The 25,587-nt window shown below is 64.1% G+C and carries 19 protein-coding genes; 12 read left to right on the top strand and 7 right to left on the bottom strand.

Annotated elements, in window-relative coordinates; all coding sequences use genetic code 11:
- Positions 1–109: 109 nt before the first annotated feature.
- The 4 genes from ACYOEI_RS25920 to ACYOEI_RS25905 all read right to left on the bottom strand — a co-directional run bounded on the left by ACYOEI_RS25920 (position 110) and on the right by ACYOEI_RS25905 (position 4,059).
- Positions 110–631 carry a hypothetical protein gene (locus tag ACYOEI_RS25920; RefSeq protein WP_462852536.1) on the bottom strand — a complete coding sequence of 174 codons (522 nt, stop codon included), beginning with the start codon at positions 629–631 and terminating at the stop codon, positions 110–112.
- Positions 632–893: 262 nt separating this feature from the next.
- A complete protein-coding gene (locus tag ACYOEI_RS25915) occupies positions 894–1,781 on the bottom strand; it encodes a hypothetical protein (protein ID WP_462852535.1) in 888 nt (295 codons plus the stop codon).
- Between the two features lie 464 nt (positions 1,782–2,245).
- Complete coding sequence (locus ACYOEI_RS25910) at positions 2,246–3,325, bottom strand: NHL domain-containing protein (protein WP_462852534.1); 1,080 nt, start codon at positions 3,323–3,325, stop codon at positions 2,246–2,248.
- Between the two features lie 389 nt (positions 3,326–3,714).
- Positions 3,715–4,059, bottom strand: a complete 345-nt coding sequence (locus tag ACYOEI_RS25905; protein ID WP_462852533.1) for an ArsR/SmtB family transcription factor — start codon at positions 4,057–4,059, stop codon at positions 3,715–3,717.
- Between the two features lie 900 nt (positions 4,060–4,959).
- Between ACYOEI_RS25905 and ACYOEI_RS25900 the strand changes: the two genes are divergently transcribed.
- From ACYOEI_RS25900 to ACYOEI_RS25860, 9 genes are all read left to right on the top strand, one after another.
- On the top strand, positions 4,960–5,418 hold the full coding sequence (locus ACYOEI_RS25900) for an acyl-CoA thioesterase (protein WP_462852532.1): 459 nt from the start codon (positions 4,960–4,962) through the stop codon (positions 5,416–5,418).
- 143 nt (positions 5,419–5,561) lie between these two features.
- Positions 5,562–5,948 carry an SMU1112c/YaeR family gloxylase I-like metalloprotein gene (gloA2, locus tag ACYOEI_RS25895; RefSeq protein WP_462852531.1) on the top strand — a complete coding sequence of 129 codons (387 nt, stop codon included), beginning with the start codon at positions 5,562–5,564 and terminating at the stop codon, positions 5,946–5,948.
- An 86-nt stretch (positions 5,949–6,034) separates the two neighbouring features.
- Positions 6,035–6,511 (top strand): Cys-tRNA(Pro) deacylase, encoded by a 477-nt coding sequence (gene ybaK, locus ACYOEI_RS25890; RefSeq protein WP_462852530.1) that lies wholly within the window; start codon positions 6,035–6,037, stop codon positions 6,509–6,511.
- A gap of 86 nt (positions 6,512–6,597) precedes the next feature.
- Complete coding sequence (locus tag ACYOEI_RS25885) at positions 6,598–7,428, top strand: LssY C-terminal domain-containing protein (RefSeq protein WP_462852529.1); 831 nt, start codon at positions 6,598–6,600, stop codon at positions 7,426–7,428.
- Between the two features lie 243 nt (positions 7,429–7,671).
- Complete coding sequence (locus ACYOEI_RS25880; protein ID WP_462852528.1) at positions 7,672–8,787, top strand: WD40/YVTN/BNR-like repeat-containing protein; 1,116 nt, start codon at positions 7,672–7,674, stop codon at positions 8,785–8,787.
- Positions 8,784–9,080: a MoaD/ThiS family protein gene (locus tag ACYOEI_RS25875; protein WP_462852527.1), complete on the top strand. Its 297-nt coding sequence runs from the start codon at positions 8,784–8,786 to the stop codon at positions 9,078–9,080. Before ACYOEI_RS25880 ends, ACYOEI_RS25875 begins: the two co-directional genes overlap by 4 nt.
- 205 nt (positions 9,081–9,285) lie before the next feature.
- Positions 9,286–11,403, top strand: coding sequence for a 3-keto-alpha-glucoside-1,2-lyase-like domain-containing protein (locus tag ACYOEI_RS25870; protein ID WP_462852526.1), 2,118 nt, complete (start codon positions 9,286–9,288; stop codon positions 11,401–11,403).
- An 83-nt stretch (positions 11,404–11,486) separates the two neighbouring features.
- Positions 11,487–12,536, top strand: coding sequence for a heme-binding protein (locus tag ACYOEI_RS25865; protein ID WP_462852525.1), 1,050 nt, complete (start codon positions 11,487–11,489; stop codon positions 12,534–12,536).
- Between the two features lie 534 nt (positions 12,537–13,070).
- The gene (locus ACYOEI_RS25860) at positions 13,071–16,037 is read left to right on the top strand and encodes a PVC-type heme-binding CxxCH protein (RefSeq protein ID WP_462852524.1); all 2,967 of its coding nucleotides are present in this window, start codon (positions 13,071–13,073) and stop codon (positions 16,035–16,037) included.
- A 42-nt stretch (positions 16,038–16,079) separates the two neighbouring features.
- Here the strand turns inward: ACYOEI_RS25860 and ispH are convergent, their stop codons facing one another.
- From ispH to ACYOEI_RS25845, 3 genes are all read right to left on the bottom strand, one after another.
- Positions 16,080–16,934: a 4-hydroxy-3-methylbut-2-enyl diphosphate reductase gene (ispH, locus tag ACYOEI_RS25855; RefSeq protein ID WP_462852523.1), complete on the bottom strand. Its 855-nt coding sequence runs from the start codon at positions 16,932–16,934 to the stop codon at positions 16,080–16,082.
- An 88-nt stretch (positions 16,935–17,022) separates the two neighbouring features.
- Positions 17,023–17,415: a transcriptional regulator gene (locus ACYOEI_RS25850; protein WP_462852522.1), complete on the bottom strand. Its 393-nt coding sequence runs from the start codon at positions 17,413–17,415 to the stop codon at positions 17,023–17,025.
- Complete coding sequence (locus ACYOEI_RS25845) at positions 17,408–18,016, bottom strand: hypothetical protein (RefSeq protein ID WP_462852521.1); 609 nt, start codon at positions 18,014–18,016, stop codon at positions 17,408–17,410. Before ACYOEI_RS25845 ends, ACYOEI_RS25850 begins: the two co-directional genes overlap by 8 nt.
- Positions 18,017–18,398: 382 nt before the next feature.
- Between ACYOEI_RS25845 and ACYOEI_RS25840 the strand changes: the two genes are divergently transcribed.
- From ACYOEI_RS25840 to ACYOEI_RS25830, 3 genes are all read left to right on the top strand, one after another.
- On the top strand, positions 18,399–19,739 hold the full coding sequence (locus ACYOEI_RS25840) for a hemolysin family protein (protein WP_462852520.1): 1,341 nt from the start codon (positions 18,399–18,401) through the stop codon (positions 19,737–19,739).
- Positions 19,740–19,901: 162 nt separating this feature from the next.
- Positions 19,902–23,465: a protein kinase domain-containing protein gene (locus ACYOEI_RS25835; RefSeq protein ID WP_462852519.1), complete on the top strand. Its 3,564-nt coding sequence runs from the start codon at positions 19,902–19,904 to the stop codon at positions 23,463–23,465.
- A gap of 851 nt (positions 23,466–24,316) precedes the next feature.
- Complete coding sequence (locus ACYOEI_RS25830; RefSeq protein ID WP_462852518.1) at positions 24,317–25,558, top strand: efflux RND transporter periplasmic adaptor subunit; 1,242 nt, start codon at positions 24,317–24,319, stop codon at positions 25,556–25,558.
- The last annotated feature ends 29 nt before the right edge of the window (positions 25,559–25,587 follow it).

Here is a 25,587-nt window from a genome sequence, read left to right as displayed (position 1 = left end):
ACGAACTCGACCCGCTCGCCCGCGCCTCGAGAGGCGGCAGACGAGCGGGTCGACGCGTGGGCAACACCGACGGGTGCGGGGGAACCCGGCGGGAAGGGTGGTCGTCGCGTCACTGGCTCACGGGGTAGTAGATCGTCGTCCCGGTCGCGGGATTGAAGTAAACCGGATACCGGTATCCGTCGCCAGGTTCGTAATACTGCCCCGTCAGGTAAGGGGCGGCGGGTTGGGTCGTGGTCGTCGGGACATACGACGAGTAGCCGCTCGAGTAATAGCTCGGGTAAGACGAGCCATAGTAGCCCGAGTTGTATCCAGATCCGCCGTATCCGTATCCGTACCCGCCATAGCCCAGGCCGTACCCGAGGCCTCCGTAGTACCCGCCGTAGCCGCGGTTGTAGTAGCCACCGCCACCATGGTAATAGCCGCCGGTGTGATGGTACGCGCCGCCGTGATGATAACCGCCGCCGTAGTGGCCTCCGACATGACCACCGCCGACATGGCCACCACCATGGCCGCCACCGCCATGACCACCGCCGCCTCGTGCGTAAGCCGAGGAGATCGACGCGAGGCCGATCACCGTCGCCAGGGCCGTCACTCGCGCCGCGTTCGAGGAAAAGCCACGGAACCGAATCATCGAAGTGCTCCCCGCTAGAGTATGTCCGAGACTCGCACGTGTTGCCTTGTGTTTCCCGGACAACCTTCCTACGGGGGAGAAACGCCGACGGGCCACATCCAATCGGAAACTTTTTGAATTTTGTTCCGAACCGTACTTATCGACGGCGGGGAAATGCCGCGATCCACCGGTGGCGAGAATGCTCGTCGCGGGGACCGAGGTAGGAATTTGATCGCGTCCGTCGAGAACGTCGCGAGCTCGACATTCGACGAATCCAATGTGCTCAAGGCAGCGGTGGGAGCGAAGGAGACGTCTGCGAGGCAGTCGGCGCAGTCGGCGACGACTGCGTCGGATCGATCGTGTAGCTGAGTGCGACCATGCGTTCTTGCACGATACCCTTGCTCGGGCTGGTCCAGGGGCCGGGGCTCATGAGCAGGAATCCGTCCCGAGGGATCAACAGCTCCAGGTCGATCTTACACGAGACGACTTCGGGGATCTTGATCTGTCCGCCCAAGGTCTGGCGACTGTTACCCTTGTTGATATGAAGTTTTTCCAGGATCGGGAGGCTTGCCGAGCTCGAGTCATCCTTGGAATGGGACAGCAACGACTCGGAGATGGTCGTCGTGTGGAAGGTGACGAATCGAGTGTCGTCGACATTCAGGTGGGCGAGAAGCCCGTCCTCGGTGACTCGGCCCGAGGAGATGCGAATCTGGATGCCGTCGCGGACCTCGTCCGTCTCGGGTTCGAACTTGAGCGAGGTCGCGCGATTGATCGGCCCGTTCGCGGTGCGTTTCAGGTGGGCCACGTAACGAATCGGGGTCTCGTTGGCGATATTCACGGGCCCGCTCGCCGGGCTCTTGAACTTCGGCGCCTCGAGAATGTTGGAGTGGGGTTCCTGCTTGAGCGTTCCCAATAGATCCTGGAAGGTTGCCCGGTCGACCGCCCAGATCGATGTACCGCCCCCTCGAGCGATCGGCCGGAGCCTCGTGTCGAATTTGCCCCGCCACTCCGAGTTCGATACCGACATGTAACGAACTTCGAACGAGACGAGCGGCCCAGACGGCGCCTTACCCTGGCTCGACGTGTTCGAGGTGCCATCCTGCGAGGGTGAACCCGCAACCGCGGCATCACCGACCAGGACGGCCAAGAGAAGGCCAACAGCGAGACCCATGCACGCCCTCCACCCGAGACGGGATTTCGACCCGTGATGTACGAATCCCCGCGCGGGCGGGATCATAGATCGGAGTCGTCTCAGGGTCAATCGAGGATCTCGGCGGCGGGCTAACGAGTTGCGTTCGCAATCCCTCCGTGGAGCAGGGCACTCATGCCCCACGCCCGTTCGGCCGGGTGTCCACTTCTTTCAAGGCCGGGGACTAGGGCGGCAAACGGTTGGGTTGCACACGGTACGGCGTGTCTGTGACCCGAGAGCGGAGGCGAAAACGGGGACTGGCTCCGCAGCGAAGCGCAGGTGCCTGTCGCCGTTTTCGCCGGCAGCGGACGGCGACGGCCCGGGAAATCGGGACAGGCACCCGGCCTCCATGTTCATTCGCGAAAACCCCAGCCCGATCCTGCCGGGAGCCAGTCCCCGTTTTCCTCCGACGTGCGCAACGCGTGCGTGATCCGCTATAGAGCGCCTCAAGGCACGATCTTGAGGATCCGGTCATTGGTGCTGTCGGAGATGTAAAGGACCTGTCCGGGCCCGATGGTCACCCCGTGAGGCTGGGCGAGCTCGGCCTCGGTGGGAGGGCCGCCGAGGCCGCCGGTCCCCTTCTTCCCGTTGCCGGCAATGGCCTGGATGGTCCCGTCGGATGGGCGATAGAGGCGGATGCGGTGATTCTCGGTATCGGCGATCAGGACATTCCCTTGCGGGTCGATGCAAAGATGCTTCGGGCCGTCCATGGTCGCCTTGCGAGCATCCTCGCCGTCGCCCGAATTCCCGCGCTTCCCGGTCCCGGCGACCGTCCGGATCTTTCCGGAAGGGTCGACGACACGCAAGGCATTCCCCGAGCGTTCCAGAATATAGACATGTCCCTGGCGATCGACGGCCACGGCCCTCGGGTCGACGAGAGGGGCGGAGCGGGCGTCGGCGCCGTCCTCGGGGATCCCTTTCTTGCCGTTCCCCGCCACGGTGGAAACGATGCCGGTCTTGAGGTCGAGGACGCGGATGCGCCGGTTGTCGAGGTCGGCGAGGTAGAGCGCCCCCTTGTCTTCGTCGAGGGCCAGGCAATAGATGCCCCCGAAGTCGGCCTTCGTCGCCGGCCCGCCGTCCCCCGAGAACCCTTTACGGCCGGTCCCTACCACCGTCGTGATGTGTCCGGTGCGCGCGTCGATCTTACGGACGCGGTTGTTCCAGGTGTCGGCTATGAAGATGTCATCATTCCTCGTAATCGCGAGGCTGTGCATCCCATTAACTTTGGCCCCGGCCGCGAGGCCTCCGTCGCCGCCGTCCCCGGCTTCTCCCGACCCGGCGATGGTGGTCACCTTGCCGTTGCGGTCGATCTTCCGGAGCCGATGGCCGGTCATCTCCACGAAGTACAGCGTCCCGTCCGCGGTGAATTCCACACCGAACGGGCTGGTGATCCTGGCCTGCGTGGCCGAGGAACCGTCTCCCCCCGTGCCACCGCCTGCCACGAGGCTGAGCCGGCCCGCCTCGGCGGAACCGGGGGCATTGATCGACAAGAAGGCCGCCAGCACGACAACAACGAGGAATCTCATCAGGTCCTCCGGATGGGTGAACGTCCCGGTCAATCCATGTAGGTTATGAGGGCGTGCGAGCGGAAAGTCAAAGACTTCACCCCGCCCCTCGACATATCCAAGGAATGACCTTCGCGTGCCTGATAATGTGTCGGCTCGTTGCTCCGGCGTGGTCCTCGCTTCGGATCGTCCGAACTCAACCTCGCCGCACCCGGTTTGCTCTCTAATTTAGAGATATCGCAGAAGTGTGACTCGATCTCATCGGAGGGCGAACTCGACCGACAATCCACGTCGGAAGGACTCAATCCGGGGTGGACGCAGACGCAGTCGGCTAAAAACAAGGGCCATCGGGCGAGACTTGCGTCTCGCCCGATGGCCTGTTCGATCCGATGGCGCGGAGGTAGGAACTGTCAGGAGATGACGGTCTTGACGACTTTCGCGAGCTCTTCGCCGACTTCGGTCAGGGCGTAGAAGTTATTCTTGCCCTGGCGGCGGGGGGCGATGATGCCGCCGTGGCGGAGCAGGGCGAGGTGATGGCTGACGGCCGGTTGGCTCTGATTCAGGTTCTCGCTGAGCGCACCAACGTGCTTCTCGCCTTCGGCCAGCATCAGGATCACCTGCAGGCGCGTGGCGTCGCTGACCTGCTTCAGCAGCGTGGCCGCACGCTGGGCCAACTTCAGCCTCCCCGCGGCTTCCTTCTGGGCTTTGGTCACCTTCGTCGCCGTCGACTTCGCGCTGGTGGTTGCCGTCGCCATCGAGAACACCCTCCGGTTGCCGTCACCCGGCCAGCAGGGAACGCGACACGCGACCCGACTGCCATGTGACTCTTGGGTTGGATTGACTAATCGTGGATTCGCTAAGGCTTCCCGCGCCGTGCCCGGTTCGGCTCGTTGCATCCCCTTCGACGCAGGAGCGGCCACGGCGCTGTGACCTAAAGCAGCCTCATCTAGTCTATTGTTAGCATAAAGCAACCGATTGTCAATGTCGTTCTTGCGTATGCTGATGAAACGCGGTGAATCGCCTCTCCATAAAATGAGCCGTGGGACACATTGACCATCGAGCGGATTGAATGACTCCATGGATGAGGTCGAACGGACCGCTACTTTCCGCAGGACTTAGGGTCTCGGGCTGCGACGCATTCTGCCAGGATCGGAGCATGGCCGAGCGTGATGCGCGTCCTGAACGTATCTGTAAAACTATGTAAACAAAATCGAATGGGGAGGAGCGCGTCCGATTCGCCCCTCGGTTTATGGAGCACGACTTGATCCGAACCGCGGGGGGGAAGTTCCGACGTCGTTTGGACGTGTGTGCACCTCTTGCGGGACGCGCCCACGTTCGCCTTAGGAAAGACGTCGAAATCCGGAAGGTCTTGGCGACTGATCAATTGGGGACTTGTTGCCCTCACGTTCGAGGTCCAGTAATCCTCAAGGTCAGGTATAACCCGAGGGCGTGGCGTCGAGGGGGGCCGAGAAAGGCGGCGATGAGATCTTGCCCAACCCGCCAACCTCGACCACAATCGGTCCGCCGTCCGATGCGAGGGAGGGTCGGTGGAGTGCGTCCTCGACTGGTCGGAGTCGGTGTCGGTGTTGTTCGCGACGTCCCTCGGTCATGTCGATCCCGAACCGTGTTTCGCGAGATGCTTCCGAAGTTCAAAAATGGTGGAGCCGGTCCCGGGCATGCCGAACGTCTTCGAACACACCTTGCGCGTCGCGCCCCAGGACATCGATCAGATGGGGCACGTCAATAATGTCGTGTATCTTCGATACGCACAGGATGCCGCCGTGGCCCATTGGTATGCCGCCGCAACCCCCGAGTTGGTGGAAGCCCTGGTCTGGGTGGTCCGTCGCCACGAGGTTGACTATCTCAAACCCGCGTTCTCCGGCGACGAACTCGTCGCGAGGACCTGGGTCGGGGCTGTCGACGGCGCCACGTTCGAACGATTCGTGGAGATCGCCCGCCCCGGAGACGGCGCCTCGATCGCCCGAGTTCGCACCGTCTGGGTCGCCCTCGACCCCAAGACGCATCGCCCTCGCCGCGTCCCGGCTACGCTCCGCCCTCTCTTCGTCCCCGAGATCTCGGCCGAACCGACGACCGAAACGGAGCGTCCGGTCTAACCGTCTCCGTACGGATCTGCCTTCGTGATCCTTCCACAATATCCCGAGCGGTCGATCCCTCGAGGGTCGTTCGGATCGACGAAGTTCGAGTCGAATCGAGATCCCGCCTTCCGGGGGACTCTGTGAGCTTTCGGAGATGCGACATGAAACTATTGCGGACCCACCACGTTGCGATCATCTGTTCGGATTATGGGGCTTCGAAGGCCTTCTACACGGAGACCTTGGGCCTCGAGGTCGTCTCCGAGCTTTATCGGAGCGAACGAGACTCCTATAAACTTGACCTGAGGCTCCCCGACCAGACCCAGATCGAGCTCTTCTCGTTCAAGAATCCGCCCCAGCGACTGAGCTATCCCGAAGCCCGAGGTCTGCGTCACCTTGCGTTCGAGGTCGCGAATGTCGCCGAGGCCGTCGACGAGCTGCAACGCCGAGGGGTTTCCGTCGAGCCTGTCCGCATCGACGAGTTGACGGGGAAGCGCTTCACGTTCTTCGCGGACCCCGACGGCCTCCCGCTGGAGTTGTACGAACGTTGATCCGGGCCCAACTCCCGATCACTTCGGTCGAGGGCCGATCGGCAACAAACTCAGGATTGGACGACCCTCGACCCCGAACCACACTCATGAAGACCAACGCCGTTCGGCGACTCGACACCCTCGGAATCCTCTACCAGTTGCGGGAGTACGAGGTCGACCCTGAGGATCTCGCCGCGGAGAGCGTCGCGAGGAAGGTCGGCCTCCCCGCCGAACAGGTGTTCAAGACCTTGGTCGTTCGCGGTGACAAGCATGGGGTCTGCCTGGCGGTGGTGCCGGGGGATGCCCAACTCGATCTCAAGGCGATTGCGAAGTCGACCGGGGACAAGAAGGTGGAGCCCGTCTCACTTAAGGAGGTCGAGCCCCTCACCGGTTATATTCGAGGAGGGGTGACCGCCCTGGCCTGCAAGAAGGTCTACCCGGTTTATGCCGACGAGACGATCGAATTGTTCGAGGTGATCTCGATCTCTGCGGGGATGCGGGGTCTGCAAATCATCCTGGCTCCGGGAGATTACTTGCGGGCCGTCGCCGCCAAGATCGTCCCGATCGCAAAGGCCAAGTCGTAGTCTCCCGCGGCCGGCGTCTTACCTCGGTGTGAAGGCTTCGGCCCAATGCGTTGCCCAAGACCACGATCAAGGGACTCGCTCTCGCCATGGAATCCCCGGGTGTTTCTCGAAAACGACGACTCACGATCCTGAGCCTGAAGGTCCTGGCCGTCACGGTGGCCGCCTGGCTCCTGGCGGCCTACGTAATTCTTCCCGTGCTCTGGCGGCACTACGAACACCACCCCGCGCTCGAGTCGGCGCCCAAGACGACCACCACGAAGCAGGGGATCCCTGGCGACCCGCTCAACGTCGGACTGATCGGCACGGAGGCGGAAGTCGTGAACGCGATGCTGGGGTCGGGTTGGGAGCCGGCCGACCCGGTGACGGTCCGCTCGAGCCTTCGCATCGCGAGGAGCGTGCTCCTCGATCGCCCCTACCTCGACGCCCCGGTGAGCGACCTTTTTCTCTTCGGTCGCAGGCAAGACCTGGCCTTCGAGAAGCCCGTCGGAGACAGTGCCCGGCGTCGCCATCACGTCCGGTTCTGGAACTCCAAGGAACTCGGTCGCGACGGCGTCCCCCTCTGGATCGGGGCCGTGACCTTCGACCGGAGCGTCGGCATCAGCCATCGGACGGCCCAGATCACTCACCACATCGGCCCCGACGTCGACGCGGAGCGTGACGGCCTATTCGCCGACCTCCGCAATAAAGGATGGCTCACCCAAGTCTTCCAGGTCACCGGCGTCGGCTCGACTGTCCTGGGGCGGAACGGAGGTGGGGACCGCTACTACACCGACGGTGAACTGACGATCGGCGCCCTCGCCTCGGGCGAGCCCCGAGACCGTCGCCCCGAACGCCTGTCGAATCCGGTCGCCGTTCAGATCAAGCAACAGCTTTGGTCGGCCCTCCGTCCTCTCCTCCAATCACTCCCGAGTTCGTGAGTCCCTCGAACGTTCCGATCAGCCAATGCTCACAAGCCTTGCGTCGAAAGCTCGCCAACCCAGAATCCGAGGATTGGGTGAGCAACGACGAGCCCAATCGGAGGGGGAACTCTCCTCGGTGTTCGCCCCGAGTTTGATTGCGGTTGTCGGGCTCGATTTGTCGAGAAAGAGAGACGAGTCGTATCGGTTCGATGGCCTTTGCGGGATGGGCCGCGTCCTTGCCGAATCACGGTGGAGGTTCCAATGAGCCGGGTCCGGGTCCTCGTGGGCACGCGAAAAGGGGCGTTCATACTCAGCGCGGACGGGAAGCGCGAGGATTGGGATATCCAGGGACCATTCTTCGCGGGTTGGGAGATTTACCACGTCAAGGGCTCTCCGATCGATCCGGATCGGCTCTACGCCTCCCAGTCGAGCGGATGGTTCGGCCAGGTCATCCAACGCTCCGACGACGGTGGCGTGACCTGGCGGCCGATGAACAACGCGTTTGCGTACGACGGGGTGCCTGGGACGCACCAGTGGTACGACGGGACGCCCCACCCCTGGGAGTTCAAGCGGGTCTGGCATCTCGAGCCATCGCCGGTCGACCCGGAAATGGTCTACGCCGGTGTTGAGGACGCGGCACTGTTCCGTTCCGCCGATGGCGGCGGATCGTGGGAGGAAGTTTCGGGCCTGCGACGACACGGCTCCGGCCCTCGCTGGCAACCGGGGGCGGGCGGGATGTGCCTGCACACGATCATCCAGGACCCGGACCAGCCCTCTCGGATGTACATCGCGATCTCGGCGGCGGGGGCATTCCGCACCGACGACGCCGGGGAGACCTGGAGACCGATCAACCGAGGCTTGAAATCGGAATACATCCCCGACCCGGACGCTGAGGTCGGACACTGCGTCCACCGGATCGCCATGCATCGGTCGAGGCCGAACGTCCTCTTCATGCAGAAGCACTGGGACGTCATGCGGAGCGACGACGCGGGCGACTCCTGGCAAGAAGTCAGCGGGAACCTCCCCACCGACTTCGGATTTGCCATCGATGTCCACGCCCACGAACCCGAGACCATCTACGTCGTCCCGATCAAGAGCGACGCCGAACACTTTCCGCCCGAAGGTAAGCTCCGCGTCTTCCGAAGCCGCTCCGGTGGGAACGACTGGGAGGCGTTGTCCGAAGGATTGCCCCAAAGTCACTGCTATGTCAACGTTCTCCGCAACGCCATGGCCGTCGACACGCTCGACGATTGCGGCGTCTACTTCGGGACGACCGGCGGCCAGGTCTACGCCTCGTCGGACGCCGGCGACTCCTGGTCGGCGATCATCCGCGACCTCCCGGCCGTCCTCTCCGTCGAGGTCCAAACCCTCGCATGATCCGTGTCGTGCTGCCGACCCACCTGCGGACCCTGGCCGGCGTTAGAGGCGAGGTCGTGCTCGACGTCCAGGGCCTCGTGACGCAGGACTCGGTCCTCGACGCCCTCGAAGTCCGCTATCCCATGCTGCGCGGGACGATCCGCGACCATTCCACGCGAAAGCGACGGGCATTCCTGCGATTCTTCGCCTGCCAGCGAGACCTCTCGCACGAAGAGCCCGGCGACTTGCTTCCTGACGACGTGGCCAACGGTTCCGAACCGTTCCTGATCGTGGGGGCAATTGCGGGCGGGTGACACTTCCAGGTCCTCTCGACACCTCAATCCACCACAAGGTCGAGGGCCCGAACGTGGGCCCTCGGTCCCGACGACGAACCTGCGCTTCCGGCAGGTCATGGAGTTCGCCCCGACGCACGAGATGGTTGCCGAGAGCGCGGCGGCCTGGCAGACTGTCTCGCTTGGGATGCGTCGTGGAATTCCTTCGGGATCGTGGAGTGTGACCATGAGGCGGGTCGTATTGAGCCTGACCACCTGGGCGGTCGTGTTCGCGTTGGCGTCGAGCGTCCGGGCGCAGTCGACCGAGGAACTGGCCAAGACCGCGGCGTTCGTGGCGACATTGCAGAACTCGGACGGTGGGTTTTCCGCCAAGCCGGGGGCCTCGTCGACCTTGGGGGCGACGTCCTCGGCGATCCGCGTCTTGAAGAACACTCATGGATCGATTCCCGACGTCCTGGCCTGCATCAAGTTCGTGAAGATGTGCTACGACGCCTCCGACGGCGGGTTCGCCCAGGAGCCCGGCGGGCCGACGGACGTGCCGACGACGGCGACGGGCCTGATGGCCGCGGCGGAGCTCAAGATCACTTCCGACACCTATACCCGAGGTGCCATCGAATACTTCTCCAAGAACGCAAAAGCCTACGAACAGGTCCGCCTGGCGATCGCGGGCATGGAGGCGGCCGGCAAGCCTTCGCCGGACTTCGAGGCCTGGACCAAGCAGATCGAGGCGATGCGGAGCCCCGAAGGCCTTTGCGGCCAGGGGGCGTCCCAGGCGTTCGAGACCGGTGGCGTCGCGGCGGCCCTGCTCCGGATGGGCGTCAAGCTCGACAAGAAGGACGCCGTGCTGAATACCCTCCGCGCCGGGCAGCACGCCGACGGCGGCTGGTCGAAGGGGGAAGGGGACTCGGACCTGGAGGCCACGTATCGGGTCATGCGAGCCTTCTACATGATGAAGGAAACCCCCGACCTCGCGAAGCTCCTCGGCTTCGTCGCGAGCTGTCGGCACTCCGACGGAAGCTATAGCGTCAAAGCGGGCGGGACCGACATCGGCGGAAGCTATTACGCGACCACCGTCATCCGCTGGGCGAGGCTCCTGAACGGTGAACCCGCCTTCGTCGAGACCGTGGGCTTCGCCCCGATCTTCAATGGCAAGGATCTCACGGGCTGGGAGGGGGACAAGTCGCTCTGGTCGGCGAAGGACGGGATGATCGTCGGGAACTCGCCCGGGCTCAACCACAACGACTTCCTCGCCACCGAGAAGAGTTATGGCGACTTCGTCCTGAAGCTCACGTTTCGAATCAACGGCAGCGACGGCTGCAATAGCGGCGTCCAGTTCCGGAGCGTCCGGGTCCCCGGACACGAGATGTCAGGCTATCAGGCCGACATCGGCGAAGGCTGGTGGGGCGGCCTCTACGACGAGTCGCGCCGGAACAAGGTGCTCGTCGCGGGCGACCCCAAGGCGATCGCGAAGCTGAACCGAGGCCGTTGGAACGAGTACGTCGTGCGGGCGATGGGCGGGAAGATCGAGCTGTTCCTGAACGGGTTGAAGTCCGTCGAGTACAAGGAAGACGACGACAAGATCGCCCGGGACGGCCGGATCGCCCTCCAGATCCACGCCGGCGGGCCGATGACCGTCGAGTTCAAGGATCTGTGGATCCAGGAATTGCCGAGGCCCTCCGTCGACAACCCGAACGCGCCGGGCTTTCACCTCCGTACGGTCGAGTTCGGCGGGGCCAAGCGGAAATACTCGGTCTATCTCCCGACCGGCTACGACGGGTCGAAGTCGTTTCCCGTGATCCTCTTCCTCCACGGCTCCGGGGAACGGGGTGAGGACGGCGTGGTGAATGCTCAGGTGGGGCTCGGACCGGCGATCCTCGCGAATCCGGGCCTGTTCCCGGCGATCGCGGTTTTCCCGCAGGCCCGCCAAACGTGGTCGGCCGGTTCCGACGACTCCAAGGCGGCGCTCGCGGCGCTGGAAGACGTCATCTCGAACTTCAAGGCCGAGCGTGACCGCGTGATCCTGACCGGACTCTCGATGGGAGGTTCCGGGAGCTGGTCGCTCGCCGCAGCCTTGCCCGACCGCTTCGCGGCCGTCGTGCCGATCTGCGGCCGAGGGAAGCCCGAGACCGCCGCCGGTTTCAAGACATTGCCGAGCTGGACGATCGTCGGCGACGCCGACGGCCTCGCTACGGTCGAGAACACCCGGGAGATGGCCGACACGCTCCGCATCGTCGGCTCGTTCCCGAAGGAGCTGGAGTATCGCGACGTCGGCCACAACAGTTGGGATCGCGCCTACAACGAGCGGGCCGTGATCGACTGGATGTTCGCCCAGCCGAAGCGCTGAACGGCCCCGGACCTCCCCCGAGGCGCGAGGCCCGGGGGGCGGCATCTTCCCCTCTCCCTCGTCGTGATCGGAGAATCTCCTTGATGTTCACCCGACGATCTGAAAGTCCAGGTTTCCTCGCTTGTCTCCTCGCGATTACGACGGTTTGCGGGATCGTCGACTCCGACGCCCGCGCCCAGGAAGGTCTCGGCAAGGCCTCGAGCATCCATGACAGGGCTCGAATGTTCTCGGCCCAGGCGGTCGAGAAAGCGGAAACTCAACTCCTCAACGCGAAGCAGCAAAGCCGTGTCCCTACATACATCGAGACGATCGAGTCGCTCGGCGTCCGATCGATCGAGGAAGTCTCCCTGAAAAACTCCGAGCGATTCAAGGGCAAGGCGGTCTATGTCCTCCTCGCAAAGGATGAGCACAAGATCGAGGTCCGGGTTTCCGAGGAAGCCCGCTCGGCCGTGGGTGAAGTTCCGCAGCGAGAGATTCGTGACGCATTCATTCGTGGCCTGCGGACGGGGGACGCGGACAATGGTCTTCGAATCGGTGTCGAGGCCATCGTCGGGATCCTCGCGAAGGTCCAGGCCACCCCGGCGGTCACCGAAAAGGACTGGGGCTTTTCGCACCCCTCGGACGGCTCACCGTTTGTGGTTCGCAATCAGGTCCGACTGACGCTCGCCGGTGCACGGACGGTCATCGTGGCCGCCGAGAAGAAGGCGGTCGAGATGGGGCTGAAGGTCAATATCGCCCTGGTGGATGATGGTGGCCACCTCATTGCATTCGAAAGGATGGACGGCGCCCGTCCGGCGAGCGTTGCCACCGCGATCACCAAGGCGACGAGCGCGGCCACGTACCGCCAGGAGACCGGCCCGATCCCGAAAGGGACGGCTTCGCCCGATCCCCACCTGAACCTCAGCCTCCAAAATGCGGCCTCAGCCAGCGGCGGGAAGATCACGACACTCTTTGGCGGCATCCCGCTTGTCGTCGACGGCCAGGTCATCGGCGCGGTCGGCGTCGGGGGCGGGACCGGCGAACAAGACGCCCTCGTCGCCAGGGCCGGGGTCGAGGCCTTCCAGGGCGAACTCGCCAAGGTACCGAATTCGCCAAAGGCTCCCGAAGGCGAGAAGAAGGCCGAGGAGAAGTGACGCCTCAGGTCTCGGGGCCTTTCGATCCCCGTTCGAGGGGCTCCCGTCCTCAATCCGGCTCTCGGTAGCCTCCGTCTCGCATCGATAGGGATGGGCGGCGTTCAAAGGGCAGGTGTCGCTTCTTTTTTAGTTGTAGATATCTCGATTTATTGGTGTTGGTAAATCTGCGATCGGCGGTCGTCCCCGGCTCGATGCTGGGGGAGGGTTACGGCACCGGGAGCAGGAGGGGCGATGATGATCGGCGTTTCACGTGCAAATGTCTGTCCCGAAACCCGCTTTCTTCTTAAAGAACGGGTTTCTGACGCCCTAGACGTCGACTCTCCCTCCCGAGAGGTGGTCGTGGATTCCCTCAATCCGACCTTCGAGGGGTGGGCATCGTCCAGCAGTGGTTCGGGGGTGCGGTGGGCGATGCCCACCCTACAAGACGCTGATGCCCTCGAACTTGTAGACCCCTCGCGGGGTGTCGGCACCCGGTCCGTCAGAAAACCGGTTTTTAAGCAAAGACCGGGTTTCGAGTTTCGGCGATTCCGGTCGTTGGCGCTGATCGTGGTGGCGTTGTTCTCGCATTCGGCGATGGGGCAGGGGCCTAAGCTCGTTCCGCACGGGCAGGACCGGCCTCCCAATGATCCGCTGTCACCGACGGAAGCGGTCCGGAGGATGAAAGTCCCCGAAGGTTTCGCAGTGGAAGTCGTCGCGAGCGAGCCGGACATCGTTAACCCTGTCGCGATGACATTCGACGAGCGGGGACGCGTCTGGATCACCGAGAGCCTGGAGTATCCCAGAAAGGCCCCCGGCGTCGGGCGAGATCGCATCAAGGTACTCGAAGATACAAATGGGGACGGCAAGGCTGACCGGTTCACAACCTTCGCCGAAGGTTTGAACATCCCTTCGGGAATTGCGGTCGGGCATGGCGGGGTCTGGGTCGCCAACTCGCCCGATCTCCTATTTTTGAAGGACACGGACGGGGACGGCAAGGCAGACACGCGCGAGGTGGTCGTCACCGGCTTCGGCCGTTTCGATACGCACGAGCTCCCCAACTCCCTCACCTGGGGACCCGACGGCTGGCTCTATGGCTGGAACGGGGTCTTCAATCGCAGCCGGATCGCGCACCGTGGCAGGATGTTCGACTTCACCTGCGCCATCTTCCGGATCCATCCGGTGACGAGGGACTTCGAGCTCTTCTGCGAGGGGACAAGCAACCCTTGGGGCATTGCCTGGGATCCCGAGGGGAATGCCTTCGCCAGCGCCTGCGTCATCGATCACCTTTGGCACCTGACCGAGACCGGGTACTACCACCGACAAGGCGGCCCTTATCCGCCGTTTACCTGGAAGATCGACTCGATCGTCGAGCACGAGCACCAACGTGCCGCTTACGCGGGGATCCACTACTACGATAGCGACGCCTACCCCGTCGAGTACCGTAACCGTCTCTACATGGGGAACATCCACGGCAACTGCATCAACGCCGATACGCTCATTCGGAAGGGCTCGACTTATGCAGCGGCCGGCACCCCCGACTTCCTCTCTGCAAACGACGCCTGGTTCATGCCCATCGTGCAGAAGACCGGGCCGGACGGGTGCCTCTACATCCTCGACTGGTACGACCGTTACCACTGCTACCAGGACGCCAACCGAGACCCCGCCGGGATCGACCGCCTCAAGGGGAGACTCTATCGGATCCGCTACAAGGAGACTCCCCGCCGCGCCGGCTTCGACCTGTCGAAGGAGGGGGACGATCGCCTGATCGATCTCCTCGGGAGCCCCAACGGCTACGATCGCGAGATCGCCCCGCGTCTGCTCGCCGAACGCCACTCGTTCGGCATCCTCAAGAAGCTCGAGGCGCGGGCTCTCGACGCCACTCAACCGAGGAAGGGGAGGCTGAACGCTCTCTGGACCCGCATCTCGTGCGGGCCCCTCGACGAGGGCTTTCTCAAGACGCTCCTGTCCCACGACGATCCGACGTTCCGGGCCTGGGGCGTTAGGGCGTCGGGGAATCAGCACCGGGTGGCCGACGGCCTTCGAGCGGCGTTGGCCGCGATGGCCGCCGACCCCTCGCCCGACGTCCGGCTGCAGGTCGCCATCGCGTCGAGGAAAGTCGAAGGCCTTGAACCGCTCCCGATTTTGATGGAGGTCCTCTCGGAGAGCGCCGGGGATCCCCTGATCCCGAACGTCGTCTGGCAGAACCTGCACCCCTTGCTCGAAGAGGGATCGGCGGCCTTCGTCGCGTTCGCGACTCGGGCGACGGGCAAGCGTGCCGCCGGGGTGAATGCCATCATCCCGAGGGCCGTCGAACGGATCCTCGCGAGCCGAGCCGACTCCTCCGCAGTCGTGGCACTCCTGAGCCATATCGCCGAAGGGGCCGCAGCCGACCCGGACGTGGCCGACGACGTGATGCGGTCGCTCGCGTCGGAAATCCAGACCGACCAGATTGCCGGGCCTCGCCTCGATTCGTTGAAGCGAGGGCTCTCGCCGCTGGTCGGGAGGATTCTCGAAGGACCCGAAGACGGTCCGCTCTATGTCGAGGCGGCTTTACTCGCGACATCTTGGGAGGATCCTCGCGGGTTCGCGGCGGCCAAGCGCGTCTTCGGGTCGTCGAAGCAAACGCCAGGCGAACGGGTCGAGGCCCTCGGGGCCCTCGTCTCGGTCAAGGACCTGACCGTGCTCGGACCGGTCGCCGACGTCGTGACCAACCCTCGGGAGAACTCGGCCGAATTCCGGGGCCAGTTACTCGGGACGCTCGGTCGCCTGGATGATCCGAAGGTCGGCGAAGTCGTCCTCGAGGCCTACCCGAGGCTCGACCCGCAACTCCAGCCGAGGGCCGTCGAACTTCTCACCCAGCGCACGTCGTGGAGTCGGGCTCTCCTGAAGGCGATCGATGAGGGGAAGCTCCACAAGGATGCCCTCAACCTGAATCAGGTCCGGAAGCTGTTAACCAATAAGGACCCCGAACTCGCCGCGCAGGCCAAGGCCCGCTGGGGCACGATCCGGGAGGGGCGTGACCCGAAGCGGGACGAGGTGATCGCCCAGGTCCGCCGCCTGATCGGCACCGAGAAGGGGGACAAGTTCGCCGGCCGCGAGGTCTTTCGGAAGGTCTGCGCCCAGTGCCATAAGATCTACGGCGAAGGCCAGGACGTCGGCCCGGAGATCACCCTCAACGGGCGAGGTTCCTACGACCAGTTGCTCTCGAACGTCTTCGACCCGAGCCTCGTGATCGGCGCCGCGTACCAGGCGACGACGGTGGCGTCGGCCGACGGCCGAGTCCTGACCGGACTGCTGGTCGAGGACAACCCCTCGAGGATCGTGCTCAAGACTCAAGGGGGCAAGCTCGAGACGATTTCTAGGGCCGAACTGGAGGAGTTGAAGATCAGCCCGCTCTCCCTAATGCCCGAGGACCTCGAGAAACAGCTCTCTCCCCGGGAGCTCATCGACCTCTTCGCGTTCCTCAAGCTGGACCGCCCGCCCGACGACCCCAAGGCGAGGTCGATTCCCGGCGCCCCCTGACCGTCGAGGGACATTCTCCGGAGCGGACGCGTTCTTGAAGGCTCAGGCCTCGACCTCGACGGTCATCCGCAAGATCGCCTGATGCACCTCTTCGATCGTCGCCTCGAGCGTGGAGGTCCCGGCCGTCAGCCCCACGGTCTCGTAGCCGGAGAACCATTCGGCGTCGAGGCCATCGGGCCCCTGGACGTGGAGCGCAGGTACTCCTCGCGAGTGGCAAAGGGCGACGAGCTCTCGCGTGTTATTCGAGTTGTACCCGCCGACGACCACCATCGCGTCGACCTGGTCGAGGAGCCGTTCCAGGGAGCGCTGATGCTCCTTGGTCGGGAGGCAGACCGTGTCGACGAACCGGATCTCCGCGTCGGGGTTCTTCAAGGCGACGGCAGCGCGGACCTGCTCGACGGCCCTGGACGTGGCGGTCGTCTGGCAGATGATCCCCAGTCGATCGAACGGGTAGCGGACGACTTCGGCCTCGGACTGCACGACGTCGAAGCTCTCGAGATCCTCGACGATCCCCTGCACCTCGACGTGGCCGCGACGCCCGATGACCAGGACGTGATAGCCCTCCGCCTGGAGCTTGACGGCCGCATGGTGGGCACGCGTCACGAGCGGGCAGGTCGTGTCGATGAGCTGCTTGCCCGCCTCGGAGAGTCGGCGACGCTCGCGGTCGCTGACCCCGTGTGCCGTGATGAGCACGACCGGGGTCTCGGGGACTCCTCCCCGGTTCGACTCGTCGGTCATGCCGAATCCGTCCTGGTGGAGCCGAGTGAGGACCGCATCGTTGTGGACGAGCTGCCCGTGAATCGTCACGGCGCCTGGCTGCTCGACGCGGTCGATGATCTTCAAGGCGTCGCGAACCCCGAAGCACATCCCCATCACTTCGGCACGGACGACTTTCATGGGTCTACCTCGAGAGAATCCTTGGCTTTGTATTGCAAAGTAAAGTGGGCCGACGCTATGCGGTGGGTGGGCGGTGTTCCGCCTTGGGTCACGCGGTCGACCAGCCTTCGGAGAGGGATTTGGCCGGGACGGGCGGGGCCTTCGCGGCAGAGAGGGCGTCGGCCACGACGTTTTCGAGCACGGTGATGTATTCGAGGAATCGGCGTCGGCCCTCGTCGGTGAGCCGGCAGAGGGTCTGGGGTCGGTTCCTTTGGAAGCCCTTCCAGACTTCGACGAAGCCCGACTCGTGGAGCACCTGGAGGTGTCGGCTGAGGTTGCCGTCGGTCAGGGCGCAGAGCTCTTTGAGGTCGGCGAAGACGAGCCCCTTGGGATTCGTGACGAGGGAGGTCATGATCCCGAGCCTCGCCTTCTCGTGGAAGACGCGCTCGAGCCCTTCGTACGCGAAGCGTCCGGTCGACTCGTCGGTGTTGGGCTTAGTCATCGTGACACTCCAGCGTGCGATAGAGCACGGCCGCCGCGAGCAACTGGCCGACCCCGAAGGGCAAGCCCATCGCCCAGGGGGACAGGGCCGCATCTCCCCGCGCGAGGACCAAGGTCCCGAGTCCGGAAGCGAGGTAGAACACAGCGACCACGAACGTCGCCCTCGGGAGCAGGCGGCTCGAGGCGAAGACTCCCAGGCTGAACAGGACCTGCCAGAGGCCGGGTAGCATCCAGAGAGTCTCGGGTGCACAACGGAAGAGCACCCCCGTCAACAACCCGCCGGCGATCAACGAGGGGACGAACTGTTCGACCGCCAGCCAGGTGATCTCCCGGGTCCACGGCGAGAGCGAATTCCTGGCCCGCACGACCATCTCGGCCCCCGCCGCCAACGCGCTCAGGACTGCGACGCCGACCCAGAGGGTCAAGTACGCCGGCAGTTCCTCCGTCGGTGAACGGAGCCAGGCCGCCTGGAAGCCCGCCCCGGCAATCGCCAGGACCCCAGAGAAAGCCACCGGCATCGCCCGGTAACCGCGGAAGACTTCGGTCCGCGCCAGTTGGAGCCGGATCTCCGAAATCTGGGTCAACGCCTCCCGAAGCTCCATTCCACGCCGCCTCTCGTGAACAGGTCGTGGGCGTTCCGACGCGAGTTCGGCCACTCGTTCTTTGCTTTGCATCGTAAAGCCGTTCTGGGCCCCAGTCAAGGGTGCCGGAATATTTTACCAGGCCCGCTCAGATTTCAACGGGCCACCCCGCTCCCTCTCGGACATTTCGGGTTTCGGGGAAGAGAACCGTCCCACTCGCCGATCCTTAACGGGGTGTCGCACCCTCGCCGTCGGAACTCGTTCGAGGAGGAGGGAATTCGATCGTGATTCCCTTCGTCGCTTTCGGTTAGAATCTTCGACGCTTCACGACTCTCGCGACGCCGAGGTGATCCGACTCGTTCGTAGATCATCGCCGCCCGTGTCCGACCGGATAACATGCTCGATGGGACTCGCCGAGTTCTTGATCATCGCGGGCCTGGTGTTTGTCAACGGGTTCTTCGTTGCCGCGGAATTCGCGCTGGTCAAGGTCCGGACAAGCCAGATCGACCAGTTGGTGGAAGAGGGGAACTGGGCGGCCAAGCTCACCAGCCGCGCCCTCGATCGCCTCGACGCCTACCTCTCGGCGTCGCAGCTCGGGATCACCGTGGCAAGTCTCGCGCTTGGGAAGGCGAGCTCCGAGTGGGTCGAGCCGGGGGTCGTCCGCGGGTTGGCCTATCTCGGCTTCCCCGACGGCGAGCATGTTTCTGGGCCGCTCTCGATCCTCGCCCCTTTCATCGCCCTAACCGTGGTCACCTTCCTGCACATGGCGCTTGGCGAGCAGGCGCCGAAGACCCTGGCCATCCGCTCGGCCAAGACGGCCTCGCTGGTGACCGCGCCGGTGCTCATGGCCTTCTACTTCACGTTCTTCCCGGTCATCTGGTTGCTGAACAACGCCAGCAACATGACCCTCTGGATGCTCGGCCTGGGCCAGACCGATCATGACGAGGTCGCCCACACCGAAGAGGAGCTGCGGCACATCGTCGCCGAGAGCGTCGCCGGGGGGCACCTCTCGCGCAACGAGCGCATCCTCATCGAGAACGTCTTGAACCTCGAGGAGAAGACCGCGAGGCGGATCATGGTCCCGAGGCCGGACATCGTCTATCTCAGCCTGTCGCGCCCCCTCGAGGACAATCTCCGGCTCGCTCGACAGGCCGGCCATACACGCTACCCTCTTTGCGTCGACGACCTCACGACCGTCATCGGGATGATCCACGTCAAGGATCTCTTCCGTGCCGGGGCGGCGAGCAATGGCCGGCCCGACCTCCGGAAATGGGCCCGAGAGATCCCGTTCCTCCCCGAGACGATGCGGCTCGACCTCCTGCTCGTGGAGTTTCAGCGCAATCGCGTCCACCTCGCGATGCTCCTCGACGAATACGGGAGCATGGTCGGCATGGTGAGCCTCGAGAATGTCCTCGAGGAGTTGGTCGGTCCGATCCAGGACGAGTTCGACCGGGAAGTGCCGCAGGTTGTCCCGCTCAGCAACGGGATCTTCGAGGTCGACGCGGCCTGCCCGCTCGACGTCCTGGCCGAGTCCTGCGGGGTCGAGATCCCGGAGACCGATGCGGAGACTGCGGGGGGCCTGATCCTCGACGTGCTGGGCCGGATTGCCCAGGTGGGGGATAGCATCGTGGTCGGGAATCATCGGCTCACCGTCCAACGGGCCGACCCGACCCGGATCCGCCGCATCCTCGTCGAGGTCCTCCCGTCGACGGAAGACAAGGATTCCGTCGGCCGCCCCTCTTGATTCGCTCCCGTTCCCCGTCTCTCATGTCCTTTCTGTTTTGATTGCCCCGTCGGCGACGGCCAACCGACCCGGCCGCGCGAGGAGCGTGGGACGCGACCGCCCGTGATGCTCGGGCGGCGACCGGAGGTTGTCGGTTGATTCCCATGAATTGAACGAAAACCGATGTTCGGCACGTATAAGCTTGAACAACAGGTTGAAGCAGGGCCGGAGGGGGTCCGTTATCGGGCGGTCGACACAACGGCCGGCGCCGTCGTCGAGATCTGGGTTCTCAGCCCCGTCGACGCCGACTCGCCTCGGGCCGCGACCCGTTCGAAACGACTCCGAGGGGCGGCGATGCTCGCCGATCCAACGGCCCGGCGGGTCGTTCAGCTCGAGCTCGATCGGACCCCGGCCTTCGCCGTCTTCGAGGACGTCGAGGGGACGCCGATGGCCGAATCCTCCGCGTTCGCGACCGGCATGCTTTCGCGATCGACTGCGCTCTCGACGGTCCTGTCGGTGGCCCGAGGCGTCGCCGAGGCCCACCGGCTCGGCCTGGCGCATGGCCGCCTAGGGCCCGGTTCGATCGTCGTCGCGGGTGGAGGTGCCCTCAAGATCGACTGGTCGGGGCTTGGTGGAAACGGAGAGTCGACCACCCGGTCGCCGGACGCCGACCTCCTCGCCCTCGGGATGCTCCTGGAGTGGTGTCTCTCCCGGTCGGGTCCCGGAGACGGCAGGGGATGGGATGGTCGGGCCGTCGAGTCGTCGCCCGAATCTCGCTTGATCGCCGAGGCACGATCCACGAATCCCGACGAACGGCCGTCGGCCCGATCGTTTTGCGACCGGCTCGCGGCCCTCGTCGATCCGTTCGGGATCACCTCCGACTCCCTGGGGATGACCGGGGACTCAGGGGCGGCCTCCGTGGCGAGCTTCGGTTCTCGGTCGACGTTTCCTGACGAGGAGAGTAGGCCGACCGTCCCCGAGCGTGTCGGTCGGTTCCAGCTCCGCGAGAAGCTTGGCGAGGGGGGGATGGGGGCGGTCTATCGGGGAGAAGACCTCGCCGACCGGTCGATCGTCGCCATCAAGATCCTGAATTCCCGTTGGGCGAAACGGCCCGACTCGTTGCGGCGTTTCTACAAGGAAGCTCGACTCCTCGCGGAGGTCAACAATCCGTTCGTCACGAACCTGATCGAGCTGAACGAAGACCGGGGTATTCATTACATCGCACTCGAGTTTGTTGATGGGACTACCCTCGGCTCTTATCTGTCTAGGCACGGTAAGCTCGAAGAGCGGGTCGCCCTGGCGATCATGGCCGACGTGGCCAGGGGGCTCGGGGCGGCCCACCTGCGCGGGATCGTCCACCGCGACGTCAAGCCCGAGAACATCCTGGTGATCGACCCCGAGGCGCGACGCGACGACGAAGGGTCGGGTGCGCCTCGGGTCAAGCTCTCGGACTTCGGGCTTGCTCGCCACGTCGTCGAGACCGACTCGCTCAACGTCACGCACGCGGGCGCGATCCTCGGGACGCCTCTTTATATGGCCCCGGAGCAATGCTCGGGCGAGGGGGAGCTCGGTCCATCTGCGGACGTCTACGCAATGGGGGCGACCCTCTTCCATCTGCTAACGGGTCGACCTCCGTTCGAGGCGGCGTCGGCCCTGAGCTTGATCTCGATGCATCAGAACGCGCGTCCCCCGGCGCTGAGGGAGTGGAACACTTCGGCGAGCGACGGGGTCGGCCAGGTCATCGCCAAGGCGCTCGCCAAGGTTCCCGAGGAGCGCTACGCCGACGCCTTCGAGATGCTCGATGACCTCGACCGGTTGCTTCGGGGCGAGCCGACGGGCATGGTCATCCATCCCCTGATCCCCGAGGTCGACCCCGGGAAACTCAGCCGATTCGACTTCCGGTTCGAGCTCGAGGCGACCCCTCGACAGCTCTGGCCGCATGTCTCGAACACGGAGCGTTTCAACCGTGCCATCGGCCTACCGGCGATCGAGTTCTCCCTGGATGTCGATGAGGGAGGGGCCACACGACGATTCGGCCACATTCGCAAGTCGGGCGTCTCCTCAACCTGGCAGGAATACCCGTTCGAGTGGATCGAGGGGCGTCGGCTCGGCGTCTTCCGCGAGTTCACCGAAGGGCCGTTCCAGTGGTTCATCAGCATCGTCGAGCTTACGCCGAGGGCTGGTGGCGGGACGACCCTGGCCCATGCCGTGCGGATCGCCTCGCATGGGGCTTTCGGCCGGGCGGTGGCCGCCGTGGAGATCGGAGTCCGGGGCCGTCGCTCGATCGCGCAGGCGTACCAGCGGATCGACGCGGCCTTGACCGGCAAGATGGGGGCCGACCCGGTTGTCGACCCGTTCGAAGCCGTCCCAGAGCTATCGAACGACCGGCGAAAGCGGCTTGCCCGTTGCCTCGAGTCGCTCGTCGGACACGGTGTCGCCCCACTTGTCGCCGAGCGGCTCGGCGATTTCCTCGCGAGGGCCTCGGCGCAGGACGTTGCGAGGATACGCCCGCTCGCCCTGGCTCGTCGGCTCGGCCTCGACCCTGACCAGGTCGTTGCGGCCTGCCTCAGGGGTGCGAGCGAAGGGGCGTTGATCCTCCTCTGGGACATCCTCTGCCCGATCTGCCGGATCCCTTCGCAGGTCATCGGGACCCTCCAGGCGCTCCGCGAACACGGGAATTGCGCGGCCTGCCAGCTCGATTTCGAGCTCGACTTCGCCAACTCGGTCGAGCTCATCTTTCGGGCCCATCCCGAGATCCGCGCGGCGGAGCTCGGTACCTTCTGCATCGGAGGGCCGGCCCACTCGCCGCACGTCGTGGCGCAGGCGAGGATCGGGCCCGGGGAGCGTCTGGCACTCGACCTGAATCTGGGCGAAGGATCCTACCGGATCCGAGGACCCCAACTCGCATTCGCGTTCGACTTTCGGGTGGGCGCGGAGGCCAAGGTAAATCGCCTCGACCTCTCACTCACCGAGACTCCCGCGGAGGAACTCCCCAGGTCCCTCAAGCCCGCGCAGCAGACGATCGCCCTCGAGAACCACGGCAGGAGGGAGATCCTCGTGCGCATCGAGCGACTTGCTCCCCGCGACGACGCCTTCACCGCGGCTCGGGCCTCATCCTTCGCATTGTTCCGCTCGCTCTTTCCCGGCGAGATACTCTCGCCGGGTCAGCTGATCAATCTGGAGACGGTGACGCTCGTGGTGACCGAACTCCACCAGGCCGGGCGGCTCTATGGCGAGAAGGGGGATGCGGAGGCGTTCGCGATTCTCCACGAGCACTTTCGGATCCTCGACGATTGCGTCCGGAGCCATCGAGGCGCCCTCATCAAAACGATTTACGAGGGGATGGTCGCGGTCTTCTCGGAGTCGGTGGATGCGGTCAAGGCCGCCCTCGACATGGTGTCGGCCGTCGCTCCGATCCGGAAAACGGCGGGACTCGTGTTTCGACTCGGTGTCCATCGAGGCCCGGCGATGGTCGTGACCCTCAACGACCACCTCGACTACTTCGGGACCACCGTCAACGTGGCGTCTCGGCTTCCAGCCTGCTCGCCGGGAGGTCTCGTCCTCAGCGCCGCCGTCGCGAGCGATCCGAGAGTCGCGGAGCTCCTCCGAGATCTCGACCTGACCGTCGCCGTCATCCCTGCCTCGGTCCATGGCCTGCCCGAAGGCTTCGTCCATCCCATCGTGTCAGCGAACTCCGATGGAAGATCTCGGACATCGACCTCAACGGTAGAGGCGTCTTCGCCGTGACTGCCCCGAGACCCCGCCAGATCGGCGTGATCCTTCCGTACCAGCCTTCTGGAGAATCCGAGGACCCGACGGTGACCGGCATGAGGGTTGCAAACTCATCATCAATGAGTGGCGCGAGGCCGCTCGACACAGACGTGGCACCCAATAATGCCAATTAATGATGATTACGGATTACGCGAGCTGCTGGCACTCTTGGCCCTTCAGGGCGATTTGAACCCTCGACTTGCGTTGCAACGCGTTCCTGATAGGATCAATTATGATTCGGCGATGGGGGTCGCCAATATCATTGTTGCCAGCACATTTCTCCTACATTTCAAGGTCGACCTTGATGGTGGGATCGTTTCAGGTACGAAGACCCTCGGGAGTCGCCGACTCTCGAGGGTCTTTTCCGTCATCCCGCGTTCTCGTGTCGTCGGTCGGTTGTCCCGGTCCGAAGACGAACGATGTCGCGACGAAACAGAGGGTAGCCTTTCCAGGGTCGCACGTTCCGAGTCGAGAGCAGGGTTCCAGGCCTGGCATCCTTCGGCGGCCAGGCAAATGCGTCCTTGGATTGGCAACCCACGGGTGGCATGAGATCGGTCGGCTCATCCGGTGGGATTCACGGAGGAATACTTGAAGTCTCGCCGAATACTTGGTCGCTTCGGCAAGCGTTTCCTGCCGTCTCGTTCTCTCACCACGCGACCTCCACAAGCTATCCTTGCATGGCCTATCCGGGCGTGAGATCCTCACATTGCGGGGTCGTTACGGCCGAAGAGCGACGCAGTCCTGAAGTTGTTGAGCGGTGAAGCCGAAATGCCCCGGACAGACGTGGTAGTCAACCGGCCGCGAACCGGCCGGAGGAGGAAGGGCCCATGAAGCCGATGGTCGTGGTCATGCGGCGATCCGCAATTAGCCTCGGAGTCGTCGCCGTAGTGGCGGTCGGCGGCATCATCGGATTGTCGAAGATGGGGGTCAACCTCCTCCCGCCGGAATCCATGCGAAAGTTGAACGTCGCGGTCGACAAAGTCGTCGCGAAATCCAAGGAGGCAAGGACCTTCGTGGTCGACAAGTTCGAGTCGTTCTCCACCTCGGGTGAGGAAACGACTGAAGAACACGCTGTGATCGTCGTGACCAGCCCCAAGGTCCAGGACATCACCATCACCGAGTCGTTCGTCTGCCAGATCCGCTCGAAGCGTCACATCGAAGTGCGCGCCCTGGAAGGGGGGTATCTCAACAAGATCTGGATCCAGGAGGGACAGGCGGTCAAGGAGGGCGATTACATGTTCCAGGTCCTCCCCGTGCTCTACAAGGCCAGGCTCGACGCCGAGGTCGCCGAGGTCGAGCTCGCGCGGTTGAAGTGGGAGCAGGCGAAGAGCCTGCTCGGCCAAAAATTCGTTTCCGATCAAGACGTGAAGCTTCACGAGGCGGAGCTGGCGAAGGCCGACGCCAAGCGGCAGTTGGCGAAGGCCGAGCTGAGCTTCACCGACGTCAAGGCCTCCTTCAGCGGCATCGTCGACCGCCTGCTCCAGCGAGAAGGGAGCCTCATCCGGGAAGGGGACATCCTCACGACTTTGGCCGATAACAGCGTGATGTGGGTCTATTTCAACGTGCCCGAGAAATATTACCTCGAATACATGGCGAGACGTAAGCAGCATCAACTCGAAGACAAGATCGAGCTCGTGTTAGCGAACGGCGACACGTTCCCGCAAAAAGGCGTCATCGGCGCGATCGAAGCCGAATTCAACAACGAGAACGGGAACATCAAATTCCGGGCCGATTTCCCGAACCCGGAGGCCCTCTTGCGCAACGGGCAGACCGGTACCATCAAAATCAACCGGCCGTTCAGGAACGCCCTCCTCATCCCCCAACGCGCAACCTTCGAGATTCTCGACAAGCGTTACGTCTGGGTGATCGACGCGAAGGGTATCGCCCACCAGACACTGATCACCATCACGCACGAGCTGGAGGATATCTTCGTCATCGACAAGGGCCTCAAGGCGGAGGATAAGATTGTCCTGGAAGGGGTGCGAGAGGTCCAGGAGGGTGGGAAGGTGGAATACGAATTCCGCAAGCCCGAGGATGCCATCTCGAACCAGAAATACCGCGCGGAGTAGCCGTCGTTCCCGGGCCTTATGACAACGAA

The organism is Singulisphaera rosea (assembly GCF_054877945.1).
Note: the sequence above shows the minus strand (reverse complement) of the source record. Positions and strands in the feature narration are given on the sequence as shown.

Coding starts and splice junctions, on each gene's coding strand:
- ispH (WP_462852523.1), bottom strand. CDS start 16,934: ATGAAAGTCGTCCGTGCCGAAGTGATGGGGATGTGCTTCGGGGTTCGC.
- ACYOEI_RS25905 (WP_462852533.1), bottom strand. CDS start 4,059: ATGGCGACGGCAACCACCAGCGCGAAGTCGACGGCGACGAAGGTGACC.
- ACYOEI_RS25845 (WP_462852521.1), bottom strand. CDS start 18,016: ATGGAGCTTCGGGAGGCGTTGACCCAGATTTCGGAGATCCGGCTCCAA.
- ACYOEI_RS25875 (WP_462852527.1), top strand. CDS start 8,784: ATGATCCGTGTCGTGCTGCCGACCCACCTGCGGACCCTGGCCGGCGTT.
- ybaK (WP_462852530.1), top strand. CDS start 6,035: ATGAAGACCAACGCCGTTCGGCGACTCGACACCCTCGGAATCCTCTAC.
- ACYOEI_RS25880 (WP_462852528.1), top strand. CDS start 7,672: ATGAGCCGGGTCCGGGTCCTCGTGGGCACGCGAAAAGGGGCGTTCATA.
- ACYOEI_RS25830 (WP_462852518.1), top strand. CDS start 24,317: ATGAAGCCGATGGTCGTGGTCATGCGGCGATCCGCAATTAGCCTCGGA.
- ACYOEI_RS25865 (WP_462852525.1), top strand. CDS start 11,487: ATGTTCACCCGACGATCTGAAAGTCCAGGTTTCCTCGCTTGTCTCCTC.
- ACYOEI_RS25850 (WP_462852522.1), bottom strand. CDS start 17,415: ATGACTAAGCCCAACACCGACGAGTCGACCGGACGCTTCGCGTACGAA.
- ACYOEI_RS25840 (WP_462852520.1), top strand. CDS start 18,399: ATGGGACTCGCCGAGTTCTTGATCATCGCGGGCCTGGTGTTTGTCAAC.
- ACYOEI_RS25870 (WP_462852526.1), top strand. CDS start 9,286: ATGAGGCGGGTCGTATTGAGCCTGACCACCTGGGCGGTCGTGTTCGCG.
- ACYOEI_RS25885 (WP_462852529.1), top strand. CDS start 6,598: ATGGAATCCCCGGGTGTTTCTCGAAAACGACGACTCACGATCCTGAGC.
- ACYOEI_RS25835 (WP_462852519.1), top strand. CDS start 19,902: ATGTTCGGCACGTATAAGCTTGAACAACAGGTTGAAGCAGGGCCGGAG.
- ACYOEI_RS25915 (WP_462852535.1), bottom strand. CDS start 1,781: ATGGGTCTCGCTGTTGGCCTTCTCTTGGCCGTCCTGGTCGGTGATGCC.
- ACYOEI_RS25900 (WP_462852532.1), top strand. CDS start 4,960: ATGGTGGAGCCGGTCCCGGGCATGCCGAACGTCTTCGAACACACCTTG.
- ACYOEI_RS25910 (WP_462852534.1), bottom strand. CDS start 3,325: ATGAGATTCCTCGTTGTTGTCGTGCTGGCGGCCTTCTTGTCGATCAAT.
- ACYOEI_RS25920 (WP_462852536.1), bottom strand. CDS start 631: ATGATTCGGTTCCGTGGCTTTTCCTCGAACGCGGCGCGAGTGACGGCC.
- gloA2 (WP_462852531.1), top strand. CDS start 5,562: ATGAAACTATTGCGGACCCACCACGTTGCGATCATCTGTTCGGATTAT.